At 71.8% G+C, this 15,213-nt stretch carries 17 protein-coding genes; 7 read left to right on the top strand and 10 right to left on the bottom strand.

What is annotated here, in order from left to right; all coding sequences use genetic code 11:
• Positions 1-50 precede the first annotated feature (50 nt).
• The gene (locus ACWEVN_RS03100) at positions 51-698 is read left to right on the top strand and encodes a TetR/AcrR family transcriptional regulator (RefSeq protein WP_449682936.1); all 648 of its coding nucleotides are present in this window, start codon (positions 51-53) and stop codon (positions 696-698) included.
• A gap of 46 nt (positions 699-744) precedes the next feature.
• Complete coding sequence (locus ACWEVN_RS03095) at positions 745-1,347, top strand: LysE/ArgO family amino acid transporter (protein WP_452050013.1); 603 nt, start codon at positions 745-747, stop codon at positions 1,345-1,347.
• Here the strand turns inward: ACWEVN_RS03095 and ACWEVN_RS03090 are convergent, their stop codons facing one another.
• The 8 genes from ACWEVN_RS03090 to ACWEVN_RS03055 all read right to left on the bottom strand — a co-directional run bounded on the left by ACWEVN_RS03090 (position 1,348) and on the right by ACWEVN_RS03055 (position 7,006).
• Positions 1,348-1,827 carry a methylated-DNA--[protein]-cysteine S-methyltransferase gene (locus ACWEVN_RS03090; protein WP_449682938.1) on the bottom strand — a complete coding sequence of 160 codons (480 nt, stop codon included), beginning with the start codon at positions 1,825-1,827 and terminating at the stop codon, positions 1,348-1,350. It abuts the gene before it with no gap.
• The gene (locus ACWEVN_RS03085) at positions 1,824-2,198 is read right to left on the bottom strand and encodes a hypothetical protein (RefSeq protein WP_452050012.1); all 375 of its coding nucleotides are present in this window, start codon (positions 2,196-2,198) and stop codon (positions 1,824-1,826) included. Before ACWEVN_RS03085 ends, ACWEVN_RS03090 begins: the two co-directional genes overlap by 4 nt.
• Positions 2,195-2,908, bottom strand: a complete 714-nt coding sequence (locus ACWEVN_RS03080; protein WP_452050011.1) for a 2OG-Fe(II) oxygenase — start codon at positions 2,906-2,908, stop codon at positions 2,195-2,197. The genes ACWEVN_RS03085 and ACWEVN_RS03080 overlap by 4 nt, the downstream gene beginning before the upstream one ends.
• A gap of 259 nt (positions 2,909-3,167) precedes the next feature.
• Positions 3,168-3,761, bottom strand: a complete 594-nt coding sequence (locus tag ACWEVN_RS03075) for a methylated-DNA--[protein]-cysteine S-methyltransferase (RefSeq protein ID WP_452050010.1) — start codon at positions 3,759-3,761, stop codon at positions 3,168-3,170.
• Positions 3,758-4,234 (bottom strand): RNA polymerase sigma factor, encoded by a 477-nt coding sequence (locus tag ACWEVN_RS03070; protein ID WP_452050009.1) that lies wholly within the window; start codon positions 4,232-4,234, stop codon positions 3,758-3,760. Before ACWEVN_RS03070 ends, ACWEVN_RS03075 begins: the two co-directional genes overlap by 4 nt.
• 35 nt (positions 4,235-4,269) lie before the next feature.
• Positions 4,270-5,034 carry a putative protein N(5)-glutamine methyltransferase gene (locus tag ACWEVN_RS03065; RefSeq protein ID WP_449682943.1) on the bottom strand — a complete coding sequence of 255 codons (765 nt, stop codon included), beginning with the start codon at positions 5,032-5,034 and terminating at the stop codon, positions 4,270-4,272.
• Between the two features lie 12 nt (positions 5,035-5,046).
• Complete coding sequence (locus ACWEVN_RS03060; protein ID WP_449682944.1) at positions 5,047-5,544, bottom strand: L,D-transpeptidase; 498 nt, start codon at positions 5,542-5,544, stop codon at positions 5,047-5,049.
• Between the two features lie 94 nt (positions 5,545-5,638).
• The gene (locus ACWEVN_RS03055) at positions 5,639-7,006 is read right to left on the bottom strand and encodes an APC family permease (RefSeq protein ID WP_452050008.1); all 1,368 of its coding nucleotides are present in this window, start codon (positions 7,004-7,006) and stop codon (positions 5,639-5,641) included.
• A gap of 171 nt (positions 7,007-7,177) precedes the next feature.
• Between ACWEVN_RS03055 and ACWEVN_RS03050 the strand changes: the two genes are divergently transcribed.
• The 5 genes from ACWEVN_RS03050 to ACWEVN_RS03030 all read left to right on the top strand — a co-directional run bounded on the left by ACWEVN_RS03050 (position 7,178) and on the right by ACWEVN_RS03030 (position 11,968).
• Positions 7,178-7,672, top strand: a complete 495-nt coding sequence (locus tag ACWEVN_RS03050) for an Lrp/AsnC family transcriptional regulator (protein ID WP_410587013.1) — start codon at positions 7,178-7,180, stop codon at positions 7,670-7,672.
• A gap of 117 nt (positions 7,673-7,789) precedes the next feature.
• Positions 7,790-9,157 carry an aspartate aminotransferase family protein gene (locus ACWEVN_RS03045; protein WP_452050007.1) on the top strand — a complete coding sequence of 456 codons (1,368 nt, stop codon included), beginning with the start codon at positions 7,790-7,792 and terminating at the stop codon, positions 9,155-9,157.
• Positions 9,158-9,680: 523 nt separating this feature from the next.
• Positions 9,681-10,889 carry a cytochrome P450 gene (locus ACWEVN_RS03040; protein WP_449682947.1) on the top strand — a complete coding sequence of 403 codons (1,209 nt, stop codon included), beginning with the start codon at positions 9,681-9,683 and terminating at the stop codon, positions 10,887-10,889.
• Positions 10,890-10,920: 31 nt separating this feature from the next.
• Entirely contained in the window at positions 10,921-11,310 is a 390-nt protein-coding gene (locus ACWEVN_RS03035) for a hypothetical protein (protein ID WP_449682948.1), read from the top strand.
• Positions 11,311-11,314: 4 nt separating this feature from the next.
• Entirely contained in the window at positions 11,315-11,968 is a 654-nt protein-coding gene (locus tag ACWEVN_RS03030) for a response regulator transcription factor (RefSeq protein ID WP_449682949.1), read from the top strand.
• A gap of 47 nt (positions 11,969-12,015) precedes the next feature.
• Here ACWEVN_RS03030 and ACWEVN_RS03025 read toward each other — a convergent pair whose 3' ends face one another.
• Together ACWEVN_RS03025 and ACWEVN_RS03020 are read right to left on the bottom strand one after the other, a co-directional pair.
• Entirely contained in the window at positions 12,016-13,158 is a 1,143-nt protein-coding gene (locus tag ACWEVN_RS03025) for a S53 family peptidase (protein ID WP_452050006.1), read from the bottom strand.
• A 14-nt stretch (positions 13,159-13,172) separates the two neighbouring features.
• Positions 13,173-15,213: hypothetical protein (locus ACWEVN_RS03020; RefSeq protein WP_452050005.1), on the bottom strand; the 2,041-nt coding region annotated here is incomplete at its 5' end.

Here is a 15,213-nt window from a genome sequence, read left to right as displayed (position 1 = left end):
GCGAAACTTTTACCGAGTCAAACTTTGAGCTTGGTCTATACTCTCTGCTCATGGCTGACCCCGGACTGCGCGAACGGAAGAAGCAGGCCACCCGCCTGCTGATCTCGAACGTGGCCACAGGCCTGTTCATCCAGCGCGGCTTCGAGGAGGTGACGGTGGCGGAGATAGCCGAGGCGGCGGGTGTCTCGAAGATGACGGTGTTCAACTACTTCCCGCGCAAGGAGGACCTGTTCCTCGACCGCCACGCAGACCGCCTGGCGGAGCTGACCTCAGTGGTCAGGGACAGGTCGGCGGGGGTGTCGCCGTGTGAAGCGTTGCGGCGTCACCAGCATGCGCTGCTGTCCTCGGGTCACCCGTTGTCGGGCGCGATCGCGGGCGGACCGGGCTTCTGGTGGGTGCTGACATCGAGCCCGGCGTTGATGGCGCGCTGGTACGAGCAGGAGCGCGAGATCGCGGAGGCCTTCACCTCGGTATTGGCGGAAGAGACGGGCGACGCCTTCCGCTCCCGCATGGTGGCCGGCCTGCTCACCACGGCGATCACGACGGTCTTCGCCCACGCCATGGGCCGCATCGTGGCGGGCGACGACGCGGAGCTGGTCCGGCAGGACCAGGTCGCGGTGATCGACCAGGCCTTCGACCTGGTGGAACACGGCGTGGGCGACTTCCCGCCGGGCGTTACGAGCGCTAATGTTCCCTAAGAAACTTTAGCTGGAGTAACGTGGTGCCTCCTCATACGGTGACGGAGTGCTGCCTCTCCTCCTGGCCGGGTTCGGAACCGGCCTCTCGCTGATCGTGGCGATCGGCTCCCAGAACGCCTTCCTGCTTCAACAGGGCTTGCGCGGTGGCGCCGTGGCGCCGTTGGTCGTCATCTGTGCCGTCTCGGATCTTGTTCTCATCGGGCTCGGGGTCAGCGGGGTTGGCGCCGTGCTGGAGCGGTGGCCGATGGCGATCGGGGTGATTGCCGTCGGGGGTGGGTTGTTCCTGCTCGGGTACGGGGTGCTCGCCGCGCGGCGGGCGCTGCGGCCGTCCGTGATGACCGTTGGGGAGGAGCGGACGCCGCTGCGGAAGGCGGTGGTTGCCTGTATTGCCTTCACCTGGCTCAATCCGCACGTCTACCTCGACACGGTGCTGCTGCTCGGCTCGGTCGCCGCCGCTCAGGGGGACGGGCGGTGGCTGTTCGGGGTCGGGGCCGGGGTCGCCAGTGCTGTCTGGTTCAGTGCGCTCGGCTTCGGCGCGCGACGGCTGGCCGGGGTGTTCGCCAAGCCCATGGCGTGGCGCGTGCTGGACGTCGTGATCGCCGTGACGATGACCGGCCTGGGAGTCGGCATGCTGCTCAGCCACGTGTGATCACCAGAGCGCCGACTCCGGCGGACGTTCCAGGTCCAGCAGGAACTCCTTGCGTTTCAAGCCGCCCGCGTAACCCGTCAGCTTCCCGCCTTTGCCGACGACGCGGTGACACGCCACCAGGATGCTCAGCGGGTTGCGGCCCACCGCCGCGCCGACGTCGTGGGGCAACGCCTGCAAGGAGCGCGCGAGGTCGCCGTACGTTGCCGTGCTTCCGTAGGGAATCGACGCGATCTCCGCCCACACCGCACGGTCGAAGTCGGGGCCCGTGGCCTGCGTCGAGACGTCGAATTCCGTGCGCTGGCCGGCGAAGTACTCCTTCAGTTGCCGGGCGGCCTCGGGGAACGCCGTGTCGTCGCGGTGGCCGAAGGTCGCGCGGTCCGGACGCGGCCAGTGGTTCGGGAAGTACAGGCCGGTGACGGTGTCGCCGTCGCCGGTCACGGTCAGCCGGCCGATCGGGGAATCCAGTACTGCGTGCTTCATGAGGTCTCCCAAGTTGTGCCGTCCGGGTGGGCGCCGCGCAGGCCCGGGACCGGGTAGCCGGCCAGCGCCGAGGTGGCGAAGGTTCGGTGTGGACTCCAGGACGTCGAGAGCTGCAACCGTCGCGCCATGCCCGCCCAGCCGGCCGGGGTGGCGCTGACGACCCACGCGTCCGGCTCCGGCGCGGCGAAGCGACGCGCCTGGCGCAGCCACGAGGCCGCCGCCTCGGGCCAGGTCACCGTCGCCAGCACCATGCCGCCCCACGTCGCGGCGATCTGCTCGCCGTCGGCGCGGGACGACGTGTCCGTGCCGATGACGATGTGCCGGGCCCGGCCGATCAGGCCGAGCAGCGCCTCGAGTTCGGGGGACGTCATGCTGCGTCGTGGAAGACGAGGCCGAGGGTGTGCCTGCGGCCCGAACGGACTGCGGAAACGCCGTGGCGGACCGGGGCCGCCGACCAGCCGCGGGCCGAGCGGACCGGCCGGTCGCGGGTGGTGAAGACGAGGCCGTGGCCCTGCGGGATGAGGGTCGCCGTGCCGCGGGACTGGGCGCGTGGCCGTTGTTCGACGAGGAGGAACTTGCCGCCGGTGTGGTCGATGCCCGGGTCGTTGAGGTTGATCACCACCTGCAGCGGGAACACCTTGTCGCCGTAGAGGTCGCGGTGCAGGGCGTTCCAGCCGCCGGTCTCGTACCGGAGCAGGATCGGCGTCGGCCGCTGTTGCCCCGCGGCGTGGCACACCGCCAGCCATTCGTCCAAAGTGGACGGCCACTCGGCGGGGCGGCCGAGGCGGATGGACCAGTCTTGCGCGATCGGCAGCAGGCGCGGGTAGAGCGCCTGGCGTAGGCGTTGGACGGGTTCCGGGAACGGCGAGGCGAAGTAGTGGTAATCGCCGTTGTCGCCGAAACGGTGACGGCGGAGGTTCACGGTCGCCCGGAAGTGTGATGGCTGGTCCCAGAGTGCGATGAGACGCGTGCACTCGGCCGGGGTGAGCAGCTGCGGCAGGAGCGCGCAGCCGTAGTCATCGACCTCGTCGGCCGCCGCGGCCCAGTCCGCCGCGGCGACGCGCTCTTCGAACGTTTTCATGATGCCTTCTTGGTCGGTGGGACTTGGGTGGTCATGCAGCTTTCGTGGGCAGGAGAACGCACTTGGATCCCGCGTGGCACAGTCGGCGGCGGGTTGAGCACGCGGTTTCGGCGACCGGCGCGGTCAGGCTGGAGGCGCGTGCTGTCGCGCCGCACCGGGGCGGCGGGCGGTGCGGCAATACGCGAGCACTACCGGCGGCGTGCCGGGTGCCTGGCCGGGGTCGTCGGCGGTCAGCGCGGCCCGGGCGGCGGCGTGGGCGTCACGCTGCCTCCAGGGTCAGCAGGGCTCGCTTGGCTTCCGGGCCGCCTGCGTACTGGCCGTACGAGCCGTCCGAGCGGACTACCCGGTGGCAGGGCAGGACCACCGGTACCGGGTTCAGCGCACAGGCCGTGCCCACCGCGCGGACCGCCTTCGGGCTGCCCGCTGCCGCTGCTACCTGGGCGTAGCTTTCCGTGCGGCCGTACGTGATTTCTGCCAGGTGGCTCAGCACCGCGCGCCGGAAGCCGCGGGCCAGGCGGAGGTCCAAGGGGACGTCGAAGGCTTGCCGCCGGCCGGCGAAGTACTCCTCCAGCTGGCGGGCCACCGGCTCCAGGCGGGCCGGGGCCCGGAGGATGCGGGGGCTGATGGCCGCCGCCAGCTCGGCCAGGACCGCGTCGTGATCCTGGCGGTCGAAAGCCACCTTGACCAGGCCCTGCTCGGTTGCCGCCAGCAGCAGGGGGCCGACCGGTGAGTCGACCGTGTCGTAAGCGACGTCCAGCAAGCCCTGGCGCGCCGCGTCGGCGACCAGCCGCTCGTGCATCACGCTCGAATCGAGCAGGATCTCGTCGCCGAAGAACTGGAACATGTCCGTCATGAGTGCGCTCCTTCCAGGGGGTAGACGGCCCGCAGCGACTTGACGCCGTCGGCGGCCGCGCGGCGGGCGGCCTCGACCGTGCCTCCGGTGATCTCCGCGATTTCGCGGTACGGCAGCCCGGCGAGGTAGTGGTAAGCGACGGCGATGCGCTGCTTGTCCGGCAATCTCGCCAGCGCGTCCCACAAGTCGCCGTTCCACGCGGCCGCGCCTCCTGGCCGGTCCGGCACCTCCTCGACCGGGATCGGGCCGCGGGCCTGCGCGCGGGTGACGTCGACGGCCTTGCGGTGCGCGATCGTGACGAGCCACGCCTGGACGTTCGCGTCCGCGGGCAGCTCCGGGTACGCCTTCAGAGCCGCCAGGAAGGTCTCCGACCAGGCGTCTTCGGCATCGGCCGGCCCGAGCACGGCCCGGCAGACCCGGAGGACCATCGGCCCGTGCTCGGCGACGACTTGCTCGAACGGTTTCACGATCACATGAGGTAGACGTCCGGGGGCGGCGAAACGTGAGGTCACAATTTCGCGGTGCCGGTCACGACCGTCGCGCCCAGGTCGTCGCAGGAGTGCACAAGCGGCGACAACCCCGCCGCAGCAAGGATTTCCGCCAGCACCGGCGCCTGCCGCTCGCTCGATTCGATCAGCAGCGTCCCACCCGGAGCGAGCCACTCCGGCGCACCCGCGGCGACGCGCCGGGCGAGATCCAGGCCGTCCGCGCCGCCGTCGAGCGCCACCAGCGGCTCGTGCAGGCGAGCTTCCGGCGGCATCGTCGCGACGGCGTCCGAAGGCACGTACGGCACGTTCGCCAGCAGGACCGAGACCCGGCCGCGCAGGGACGACGGCAGCGCGTCGTACAGATCGCCCTGGTACACCGCGCCATCCGGCAGGTTGAGCCGCGCGCACGAAACCGCGTCGGGTGAGACGTCGGCGGCGTGCAGCTCACGCGGCGGGCACGCCGCGGCGAACGCGGCACCCAGCGCGCCGGAACCGCAGCACAGGTCGAGCACCACCGGGTCCGGCGGCGCGAGCGAGACGGCGACGTCGACCAGGAACCCGGTGCGGTGGCGCGGCACGAACACCCCGGGCCGCACGATGACGCGCCGGCCGTGGAACTCCGCCCAGCCCAGCAGGTGTTCCAGCGGCAGCCCGGCGACCCGCCGCTCGACGAGCACACCGAGTTCCGCGGGGGTGGTGGCCGCGGCGACCAGGAGCTCGGCCTCGTCCTCGGCGAACACGCAACCCGCGGCGCGCAGCCGGGAGACGACGGTGGAAGTGTCCAACAGGGAAGGAGCCTACAAGACCTGCACCGCGTCGCCGACGTTCAGCCCGTCGAAGAACGCCGCCGAATCGGCGTCGGTCAGGTGGACGCAGCCGTGCGAGGGCGCGTCGAGCGGCCCGGCGTGGAAGGCGATGCCGCCGGCGGCGAAGAACACCGAGTTGGGCATGTCGGTGCCGTACTCGCTGCTGCGGTGCTCGCGGTCCTTCCAGACGACGTGGAACGACCCGGCCGGGGTCGCCTGGTCGGGTGGCCCGAACCCGGCCGGGACCGGGCCGCGGACCACCCGGCCGTCCCGCAGCAGCCAGGCCAGCCGCTGCGCCAGGCTCACGCACGCGCCGGTCGTGACGGCGCACGGCGGTACGGGCGGGGGAGTGGTGCTCGTGGTGGTGACCGGCGTCGTGGTCACCGGCACCGGTTCGGCGATCGGGCTCGGCGTCGTGGTGCGCGGTGCCGAACACGCCGCCGTGACCAGCGCCGCGCCGAGCAGGAGCCCAACACCGGGTCTGCGCATCCGTCGTCCCCTCGCCGAAATCCCTGCCGGGGGTCAATACGGGTGAACGGCCCCGAAGGTTGAGCGCGAGAGGGTTACCCCGATGGGGCGACGGCTATTCCTGCGGGACCGTCACGACCCACCGGCCGGGACGCCGGCGCAGGTACCCCCACCAGTACAGCGCCGACACCACCAGGACACCCGCGGTGATGCCCAGGTCGAGCGCGCTCTGCTCGACCAGGACGTAGGCCAGCGCCGCGACGGCCAGCCCGGGTACGAGCGGCCACGCCGGCATCCGCCACACGTGCGGCTTCCGGTGCGCCGCCCGGCGCGCGCCGAGCGCGGCGGCCGCGACGCTCAGGTACAGCGCGACGACGGCGACCCCGGTGACGCCGCTCAGCGTGTCCACCGGCACGAAGCAGAGGACGGCTTCGGACAGCCCGGTCACCAGTGTCGCGACCCAGGGCGCGCCGAACCGCTCGCTCACCACGCTCATCGCGCGGTTGACCGGCGTCGGCCAGGCCTGGTCGCGCGCGGAGGAGAAGAGCACCCGCGAGTTCTGGATGACCATGACGATCACCGCGTTGACGATCGCCGCCGCGATGCACAGGCTGATCGCCACTCCGACCGCCGGCGAACTCCAGCCGGTGACCAGCGCGGTCAGGTCGACGCCGGCGAGCGCGGCGGTGTCCGGCACGGCGAGGGTGATCGCCACGACCGGCACCAGGATGACGACCGCGCTGATCCCGAGCGTCCAGAACACCGTCCGGGCGACGGTCCGGCGCGGCTCGCGCATCTCCTCGGCCAGGTACACGGCGGTGCTGAAGCCCTGCACCACGAACAACGCGACGGCGAGCCCGGTGACCACGGCGATCAGCCCGATCCCGCTCGTGCCGAGGCTCGGCTCGACCAGCACGGCCGGGCTCTGCGCGGTGTGCGTGAAACCGAGCAGCGACACAACGAAGATCGCGACGATCTCGATGACCAGGAAGATCCCGGTGATCCAGGCGTTCGAACGCAGGTTGAGCAGCCCCATCGCGGTGCCCGCGAGCATGACCAGCGCCCCGGCGACCGACGGGTCGACATCGACGACGGCGGCGAGGTAGTCGGCGACGCCGATCGCGATGATCGGCGGCACGACGAGGATGACGACGAACGACAGCATGAACGTCAGCCAGCCGGCGAACCGGTTCGCCACCGTGGTCACCATCGCGTACTCGCCGCCGGCGCTCGGCACCAGCGTGCCCAGTTCGGAGTAGCAGAAGGCGATCCCGACGCAGAGCAGCACCGCGAGGGCGATCGCGAGCGCGGTGCCCGTGCCCAGGTCGGCGAACAGCGGGGGCACGAGGACGAACAGCGACGACGCCGGTGTCACGCAGCTGAGCGTGAGCAGGGTGCCACCGCCGACGCCGATGGACCGGGTGAGGGTCTTCTTCGGGGCCGTGGTGGTGGCGACGTCGGGCGGGGCGGGAGTGCGGGGCATCGGCGTTCCCTCCGGCCGGGGTGCAAGGTGCGACGGATGGAACAGCACTGATTCGGTGCTGTCAACCGGCCTTTGACGACCGAAATCGTTGTCCTAAGACCTTGGGGCATTCGGATTCAGTCACGCACCGTCACGGCGTGGCGGGTTTGCCTGGCATCCCCCGCGTCGGGGATGATCCGGGGCGTGAGCAGCCAGGACACGACCGGCCGGCCCGCCCCGCCGGTGCTCGACGACATCTCGCGGCAGATCATCGCGCAGCTGCAGGAGGACGGGCGGCGCGCGTACGCGACCATCGGCAAGGCGGTCGGCCTGTCCGAGGCGGCGGTCCGGCAGCGGGTGCAGCGGCTGTCCGACTCCGGCGTCATCCAGATCGTCGCCGTGTCGGATCCCTTGCAGGTCGGGCTGTTCCGGCAGGCGATGATCGCGATCACGGTCGACGGCCCGCTGGAACCGGTCGGCGACGCCCTGGCCGAAATGGACGAAATCGCGTACGTGATCCTCTGTGCCGGGCGTTACGACCTGCTGTGCGAGGCCGTCTGTGCCGACGACGAGGCGCTGCTCCAGCTGATCTCGACGCGGATCCGCGCGCTGCCGGGCGTCCGGCACGCGGAGGCGATGGTCTACCTCAAGCTGCGGAAACAGACCTACCAGTGGGGCACTCGCTGACCGTGACGACTAGATCCGAAGGTGTCGAGCGCAGAGAGATCATGAATTAGTCGTCGAAGTTCGTCTGGACGACTGAATCGCTTGCGCCTGGCGGCCGTCGCGTGCGATAACCAGGGCATGACCGCTACCGCCGATCTCGCCCAGGCTGCCCGCAGCAACCTCTGGATGCACTTCACCCGCCACTCCGCCTACGACGAGACCGACGTCCCGGTGATCGTGCGCGGCGAAGGCCCCTACATCTGGGATTCCCGGGGCCGGCGCTACCTGGACGGGCTCGCCGGGCTGTTCGCGGTCCAGGTCGGCCACGGCCGCGAGGAACTCGCGGAGGCGGCGGCGCGGCAGACGAAGCAGCTCGCGTACTTCCCGCTGTGGGGACACGCGCACCCGACGGCGATCGAACTGGCTTCGCGGCTGGCCGACGCGGCTCCCGGCGACCTGAACCGCGTGTTCTTCACCGTGAGCGGCGGCGAGTCCGTCGAAACGGCGTGGAAGCTGGCCAAGCAGTACTTCAAGCTCGTCGGGAAACCGGGCAAGCACAAGGTGATCAGCCGCGCGCTGGCCTACCACGGGACGTCGCAGGGCGCGCTGTCGATCACCGGCATCCCGGGCGCGAAGGCGGACTTCGAACCGCTGGTGCCGAGCACCCTGCGCGTGCCGAACACGAACTTCTACCGCGCGCCCGAGCACGCCGGCGACTACGAGGCGTACGGCCGCTGGGCCGCCGACCGGATCGAGCAGGCGATCGAGTTCGAGGGGGCGGACACCGTCGCGGCGGTCTTCCTGGAGCCGGTGCAGAACACCGGTGGGTGTTTCGTGCCGCCGCCCGGCTACTTCGCGCGCGTGCGCGAGATCTGCGACAAGCACGACGTGCTGCTGGTGTCGGACGAGGTGATCTGCGCGTTCGGCCGGGTGGGGTACGACTTCGCGGCCAAGCGGTACGGCTACCAGCCGGACATCATCACCACGGCCAAGGGCCTGACGTCGGGGTACGCGCCGCTGGGGGCGGTGCTGGCGTCGGAGCGGTTGATGGAGCCGTTCACGCGCGGCGCCACGACGTTCATGCACGGGTCCACCTACGGCGGGCACCCGGTGTCGTGCGCGGTGGCCTCGGCGAACCTCGACCTGATGGAGCGGGAGGACCTCTACGGCCACGTGCTGCGGCGGGAGGACGCGTTCCGGTCCACTTTGGACCGCCTGCTGGACCTGCCGATCGTCGGGGACGTCCGCGGGGCGGGCTTCTTCTACGGCATCGAGCTGGTGAAGGACAAGGCGACGAAGGAGTCGTTCTCGGCCGACGAGTCGGAGCGGGTGCTGCGGGGGTTCCTGTCGGAGGCGTTGTTCGAAGGAGGGCTGTACTGCCGGGCCGACGACCGGGCCGAGCCGGTGGTGCAGCTGTCGCCGCCGCTGGTGTGCGATCAGGCGGAGTTCGACGAGATGGAGGAAATCCTGCGGGAGGCGCTGACGCAGGCTTGGAAACTGCTGTAGGGCGGCGCCGCTTCTCGCCAACGGCAGGCTGACGCCCGGACTTGCACCCCCGCCCAGGCCTGCCCCGCCACCCCGATCCGAAGCCAGCACGCGGACGGTGGTGCCGGGTCAAGGCACGCTTTCCCGCCTTGACGCGGCGCTACCGGCCGTAGTGACAATTGCGGTTTCGGGGTGGTGGGCACCGACCCGCTTACTGGCCGACGCACCCGACACCGCGCAGACCGACTTCGCCGGAGCCGTGACCGAGGCCCGGGGCGTCCGCGGTGCCGCCAGGAGACCGGCTGCCGCCCGGCCCGATCGTGGCGGGGTCTGGCCTCCGGCCCCCGGTTTCCACGATACCGGGGGCCACCGACAGTTCCGGTCCTCCGGGCGGAAGCGCTGGCCCGATCGGGCGGGGAACTCGCGTTCCCGGCCTGAGCACGCCGTTCCTGAGTACCGTGGATCGCGGGGGGACCGGGGGAGCGGCCGGAGACCGGCCCGCCCGTGTCCGCGCCTGCCGGCCGCGCACCGGGAGGAGAAAGCCATGACCGTCACCACGGATCCGCCGCGGCTGCCGTTCCCGCGGCCGAACGTCCTGGAGATCGCGCCGCTGTTCCAGGTGCTGCGCCGGCAGGGGCCGGTGGTCGCCGTGACCACGCCGGCCGGGGATCCGGCCTGGCTGGTCACCGGGTTCGAGCAGGTGCGGGCCGCCTTCACCGATCCGCGGTTCGGGCGCTCGCACCCGGCTCCGGAGGAGGCTTCGGCGCTGTCCGACGCCGCCATTCTCAGCCGCCCGCAAGGCGACCACGAGACCGAGCACGCCGAGCACGCGCGGATGCGGCGGATGCTCGTGCCCGCCTTCTCCGCCAACCGGATCCGCCGGCTCGCCGGGCACGTGCAGGACCTCGCCGACGGCTGCTTCGACGCCATGGAGCGGGCACGCGTCGGCGACGGCCCGGTCGACCTGCACGAACACCTCTCGTTCCCGCTGCCGGTGCTGGTGATCTGTGAACTGCTCGGCGTCCCGTACGAGGACCGCGAGACCTTCCGGGTGCTGTCGGACCGGATGGGCCGGATGGACATCGGCGACGGCGCCGAAGCCGCGCTCGACGAGTTCACCGCCTACATGAGCCGGCTCGCCGCCACCAAACGGCGGAATCCCGGCCAGGACGTCGTCTCGGACATGGTCCGCGCGCAGGCCGGCGACCCGTCCTTCGGCGACGACGACCTCGCCCGCCTGGCCGCCGGCCTGCTGTTCGCCGGCCACGAGACGACGTCCAACCGGATCGACCTCGGCGTGCTCTACCTGCTCAGCGACCTCGCCCGCCGGGACGCGCTGGCCGCCGACCCCGACGGCCGCGTGCACGGCGTCGTCGAGGAAATCCTGCGGATGTCCGCCCCGAGCGGGCTCGGCGTGCTGCGGTACGCGCACGACGACGTCGAACTCGGCGGCGTCACGATCGCCCGCGGGGACGCCGTCGTGCTGGCGATCGCCGCCGCCAACCGGGACGAAACCGTGTTCCCGTCGGCGGAGACGTTCGACCCCGAACGCAAGCCCAACGCGCACGTCGCCTTCGCCTACGGTGGCTGGTTCTGCATCGGCGCCAGCCTCGCCCGCACCGAACTGCGCGTCGTCTTCGGGTCGCTGTTCCGGCGGTTCCCGGGGTTGCGCCTGGCCACCGGGGTCGATGAACTCCGGATCCGGACCAACCGTGTCACCGGGGGAGTGGACCGCGTGCCGGTCCTCTGGTAGACCAACGGCGGTCGTGAGCGGAGGAAAAGACGTGACGTTGTGGGACAAGCTCGGGATGGACGACAAGCTCATCAAGGTGCTCAAGGAGATCCCGCCGGGCCCGGACGCCGCGGACTTCGGCCCGGCCTACGTCACGATCCACCAGCTGGCCGTCGAGCTGGACCAGCGGTTCCCCGAGGTCCGCAAGCAGCTGGACGTCCCGCTGGGCGGCGGCGCGGCCCGGCACGCGGGCCTGGTCGAACTGCTCGGCAAGGAGCTGGTGGACAAGATCAAGCGCTACGGCGACGTCTACCCGATCGAAGCCGCGCAGCTGTCGTCGGTGCGGTTCCGGGAGGTGCGGCTGCGCGGCCCGGGCGGCCGGGACCTGGTCGGTGCTTCGAAGACCGACCTGCCGTTGATCCGCCTGCGGCCGAAGGACTGACGCGGTGCTCGTGCCGCCGCCGGTCCGGGTCCTGGTGGCCGAACGCGACCCGGCGGTACGAGCACGCCTGAGCACGGTCCTCGCCGAAGCGGATGGCATCGAGCTGGTGGGCGCGGTCCCCGACGCGACGGCGGCCCGTGTCACCCTTCGCCGGCGGCTGCCGGACGTGCTGCTGCTGGACCTGCGCCTGAGCCGGCCGGAGGAGTTCCCCCACCGGCCGGCGGTGGTGGCGCTGGCGACGTTCGACTCGGACGCGGGCATCCTGCGCGCCCTCCGCGACGGCGCGGCGGGGTTCCTGCTGCGCTCGGCCCCGCGGCGGGACGTGCTCAAGGTGGTCCGCTTGGCGGCGGACGGCCACCTGGTGCTGTCCTCGGACGTCTCCCGCCGTCAGGTGTCGGCGGCGACCCGGTTGTCCGGCCCGCGCGACGAACGGATGGCGGCGGTCGACCGGCTGTCGGCCCGCGAAACCGAAGTACTGACAGCGGTGGGCGCGGCACTGACGAACGCCGAGATCGCCGAGCGGCTGGAGCTGCCGGAGCCGGTGGTGCGGGAGTACGTGGCCAGGGTGGTGCGGAAACTGGGGTGCGCACACCGGACGGGGGCCGGGCTGCTGGCCTACGAGCGCGGGCTCTGCCGTGCAGGACTCGAAATCCCCTGATGGGGAACCCGGTGGCGCGGGCGGGCGAGCCCGCGCCACCGGTTCCGTCAGAAGCCCGCCAGCCCGTTCGGCACGCCGACCCCCGTCGGCGCGTCATAGCCCGGGCCCGCGACGCACAGGTAGTCGCCGCCGCACTTCTTGCCGCCGCCCGCCGGGTCGTTGTGGCCCGTCGTCACGTCGGTGAACGACCCCGCGTTCGCGTACAGGTCCGCCGGTCGGGTGACGCCCGCGTGCCCCGAACGGCCGATCAGGCCGGCGACGAACGGCGCCGAAGCGCTCGTGCCGCTGACCGGGAGCCAGCCGCCCGCGTCCGCGTAGTGGATCGCGATGTCCTCGGCCGCCGCCGATACGTCGGCGACCGTCCGCTTGCCGCAGTGGGTGTCCCGTTGCCACTTCGGCTTCGCGATGTACGCCGAACAGCCGCTGCCGCCGTAGGTCCACGCCCCGTCCGCCCAGCCACGCGGGGAGTCCGGGTCGCGGGCCAGCGACGTGCCGCCGACCGAGATCGTCGAGGCCAGCACCGCCGGGTAGCTCGCCGCCGTGAAGCCGGTGTCGCCGGAGGACGCCACCACCGTCACGCCGGGGTGCTGATAGTGGCTCGCGTACGCCAGCGCCGCACCGTTCTCCCGCGCGCCGTAGCTGTTCGACACCACCTTCGCGCCCAGCCGCACCGCGGTGTCGGCCGTCTCCGCCAGGTCGGCGAACCCAGGCGTGTTGCCCTCCACGACCAGGATCCGGCACGACGGGCACGCCGCCGACACCATCGAGACGTCCAAAGTGGACTCCATGGCCCAGCCGAAGTTCACCTCCGGCAGCGGCGCCGCGGCACCCTGCTGGTTCACCTTGCGGAAGCAGCCGTTCGCCGTCGTGCACGGCGGCAGGTCGTACTGCGCCCGGTAGGCGGCCAGGTCGGCCTCCAGGTTCGGCGCGTCGAAGGCGATCGAGATGCCGACGACGGTGTCCGACCCCGCCGAAGCAGGCAGTCCGTAGGCCGACGCCAGGTCGTCGGCGCCCCAGCCGGCCGGGCCGAAGGCGCGGGTCGCGCCCGGTGGGTAGGTGGTGAGGCAGCGCAGCACGCCGGGCTGTTCCGGACACGCCGCGCGCGGCCCCGGTGCGGCACTCGCCACCGGGGTGACCACGCCGGCGGCCGCCACCGCGGCGGCCAGCACTCCGAGCCATCTCCTGTGCACTGTGGACAGTCCCCTCATGACACGTAGACGTGGTAGGCGGCGGTGATCGTCTCGGCGATGGTCGCCCCGGCGGCGTCGGCGGCCGTGACGCGCAGGAAGACGTCGAGGCCGCGGAACGCCTCCGTCGTCGCGGTGAAGTCCGCGTGGAAGACGCCGTCGCCGCGGGCGGTGACGGCCGCGTCCTGCCAGGTCGTGCCGTCGGTCGAGTACTGCACGGTCGCGGCCGTCACCGGCGAACCGGTGCTCTGCTGCAGGTGCCCGACGGTGAGGTCCAGGCCCTGCGGACCGGAGACCGTGGACCCGTCCGGCCGCAGCCCGCCGACCAAGTACCCCAGCGTCAGCAGCGGTTCGACGCCGCAGTTCCGGTCCGGCCCGCCGTCCCCGCGGGCGCAGTACAGCGTCGGCGGCAAGGTGACGCCTTCGACGTGCTGCGACGGCCACGTCCATTCCGTGTGGCTCGCGGTGCTCTGGTGGTACATCGGCCCGGTGCGCCCGGCGTCGATGGTGAGCCCCAGCGTCGACGGCCCGGGCGCGACCTCCTGGGCGAATTCGGCCGCGTAGGCGCCCTGCGGGGTGCCTTCGGCCAGGGTCGTGCCGTCCTGGGTGAAGCGGTAGTGCCCGGTGATGGTGTCCCGCGGCTCGCCGTAGAAGCCGAAGCCGGTGTGACCCGGCTGGTTGTCGCTGAACGGCGTGATCGAGAACCGCAGCAGGTCACCGGCCCGCGTCGCGCCGGGGAGGGTGTACGCCCGGCCGTCGTCCAGCGGCAGCAGCGCCACGTCGCCCGCCGGGTGCAGCGGGAAGCGGTTCCAGTCCTCGGTGACCGAGGAGCCACCCCGGTAGGTGTGGAACGCCTCGTGCTGGCCGCCGGCCCAGCCGGGGAACGGCCCGGACTGGACGTACTTCGAGAACCCGCCGAACCACGCCAGGTCCGGCGACGCCGAGACGTACTCGGTCTGCTTGCGCGGCAGCTGGATCGGGTGCGACGGATGACCGCTGACGTCCTCGAACGTGAACATCCCGCTGCGCTGGCGCAGGCCGAGCGAGGAGTACTCGCTGAAGTAGGTGGCGTCGACCGCGGCGACGTCCTTCGCCGTGATCACGTACCGCTGCTGCGGAATCACGCCGATGCTCGCCTTCTGCAGCACGTATTCGTACGGTGTGCCCGGTCCGGGTGGGGAGACGAGCCTGCTGTACGGGTAGGTCTGCAACGCGCCGGTGCGCACCGGGACACTCGTCGGCGACACCGAAATCGGCACGCCGGGCCCGGCGTCGAAGTCGACGAGCAGCGCCGGCCCGGTCTTGGCGGCCCGGCGGAACAGGAAGCCGGTGTCGTCCAGCAGCGCCGGGCGCGGGGTCACCCAGGTCAGCTTGCTCGACGCCCGTTTCGCGTCGACGCGGACGGACGCGTCCGCCTTCACCGCGAACTCGGGCTGCGCACTGAACCGCAGCTCGGTCGGGTTGCCGTCGGCGTCGGTCGTCCAGAACACGCCGAGCGCGCTGTAGTTGCCGTCCGGCACGCTGAACTTGGCCGTGCCGCCGAAGAAGTAGTTGAAGTTCTCGTCCGGGGCGAGCGTGTCGCCGTCGTCGGTGTTGTAGAGGAACGCGATGCCGGTGTCGGCGGGCTTGCCCGCGATGTCGGTGGCGTCGAGCGACACCGTCCGCATCACCGATCGCGGCTGGGCCGCCGGCCGCTTCGGCGCTCCGGGCAGGGCGTAGCGGACGCCGTTCGCGAACAGGCCTTGGCCGCCGAACCGGCCGCGGGCGCTGTCTTCCTTGAACTGCCTGGCCAGCGCGGCGCCGAAGGTCGCGGTGTCCACCGGAGCCTTCGCGCCGGCCAGCAGCGCCTTGATGTCGAACAGGCTCAGGTCGAGCCCGCGCCCCAGGTAGGGCAACGCCGTGCCGGGCACCTCGTAGTCGCGGCCGCCGAGCCGCAGGTGCACGAGCGCCCGCGCCATGCCCTTGTCCGCGGCCGGCCGCACCTCGAACGTGTCCCGGCCGTCCGGGGTGGTCCCGACGGTGACCCGGTCCCCGGTGGGAAGCGTGACGGTCGGCGAC

It is taken from the genome of Amycolatopsis sp. NPDC003861 (assembly GCF_053605405.1).
This window is presented reverse-complemented; position numbering and strand designations above follow the sequence as displayed.

Excerpts from the sequence above, each read along its gene's own strand:
- ACWEVN_RS03040 (WP_449682947.1), top strand. The coding sequence starts at position 9,681 with ATGACCGTCACCACGGATCCGCCGCGGCTGCCGTTCCCGCGGCCGAAC.
- ACWEVN_RS03055 (WP_452050008.1), bottom strand. The coding sequence starts at position 7,006 with ATGCCCCGCACTCCCGCCCCGCCCGACGTCGCCACCACCACGGCCCCG.
- ACWEVN_RS03080 (WP_452050011.1), bottom strand. The coding sequence starts at position 2,908 with ATGAAAACGTTCGAAGAGCGCGTCGCCGCGGCGGACTGGGCCGCGGCG.
- ACWEVN_RS03045 (WP_452050007.1), top strand. The coding sequence starts at position 7,790 with ATGACCGCTACCGCCGATCTCGCCCAGGCTGCCCGCAGCAACCTCTGG.
- ACWEVN_RS03085 (WP_452050012.1), bottom strand. The coding sequence starts at position 2,198 with ATGACGTCCCCCGAACTCGAGGCGCTGCTCGGCCTGATCGGCCGGGCC.
- ACWEVN_RS03060 (WP_449682944.1), bottom strand. The coding sequence starts at position 5,544 with ATGCGCAGACCCGGTGTTGGGCTCCTGCTCGGCGCGGCGCTGGTCACG.
- ACWEVN_RS03075 (WP_452050010.1), bottom strand. The coding sequence starts at position 3,761 with ATGACGGACATGTTCCAGTTCTTCGGCGACGAGATCCTGCTCGATTCG.
- ACWEVN_RS03090 (WP_449682938.1), bottom strand. The coding sequence starts at position 1,827 with ATGAAGCACGCAGTACTGGATTCCCCGATCGGCCGGCTGACCGTGACC.
- ACWEVN_RS03050 (WP_410587013.1), top strand. The coding sequence starts at position 7,178 with ATGATCCGGGGCGTGAGCAGCCAGGACACGACCGGCCGGCCCGCCCCG.
- ACWEVN_RS03100 (WP_449682936.1), top strand. The coding sequence starts at position 51 with ATGGCTGACCCCGGACTGCGCGAACGGAAGAAGCAGGCCACCCGCCTG.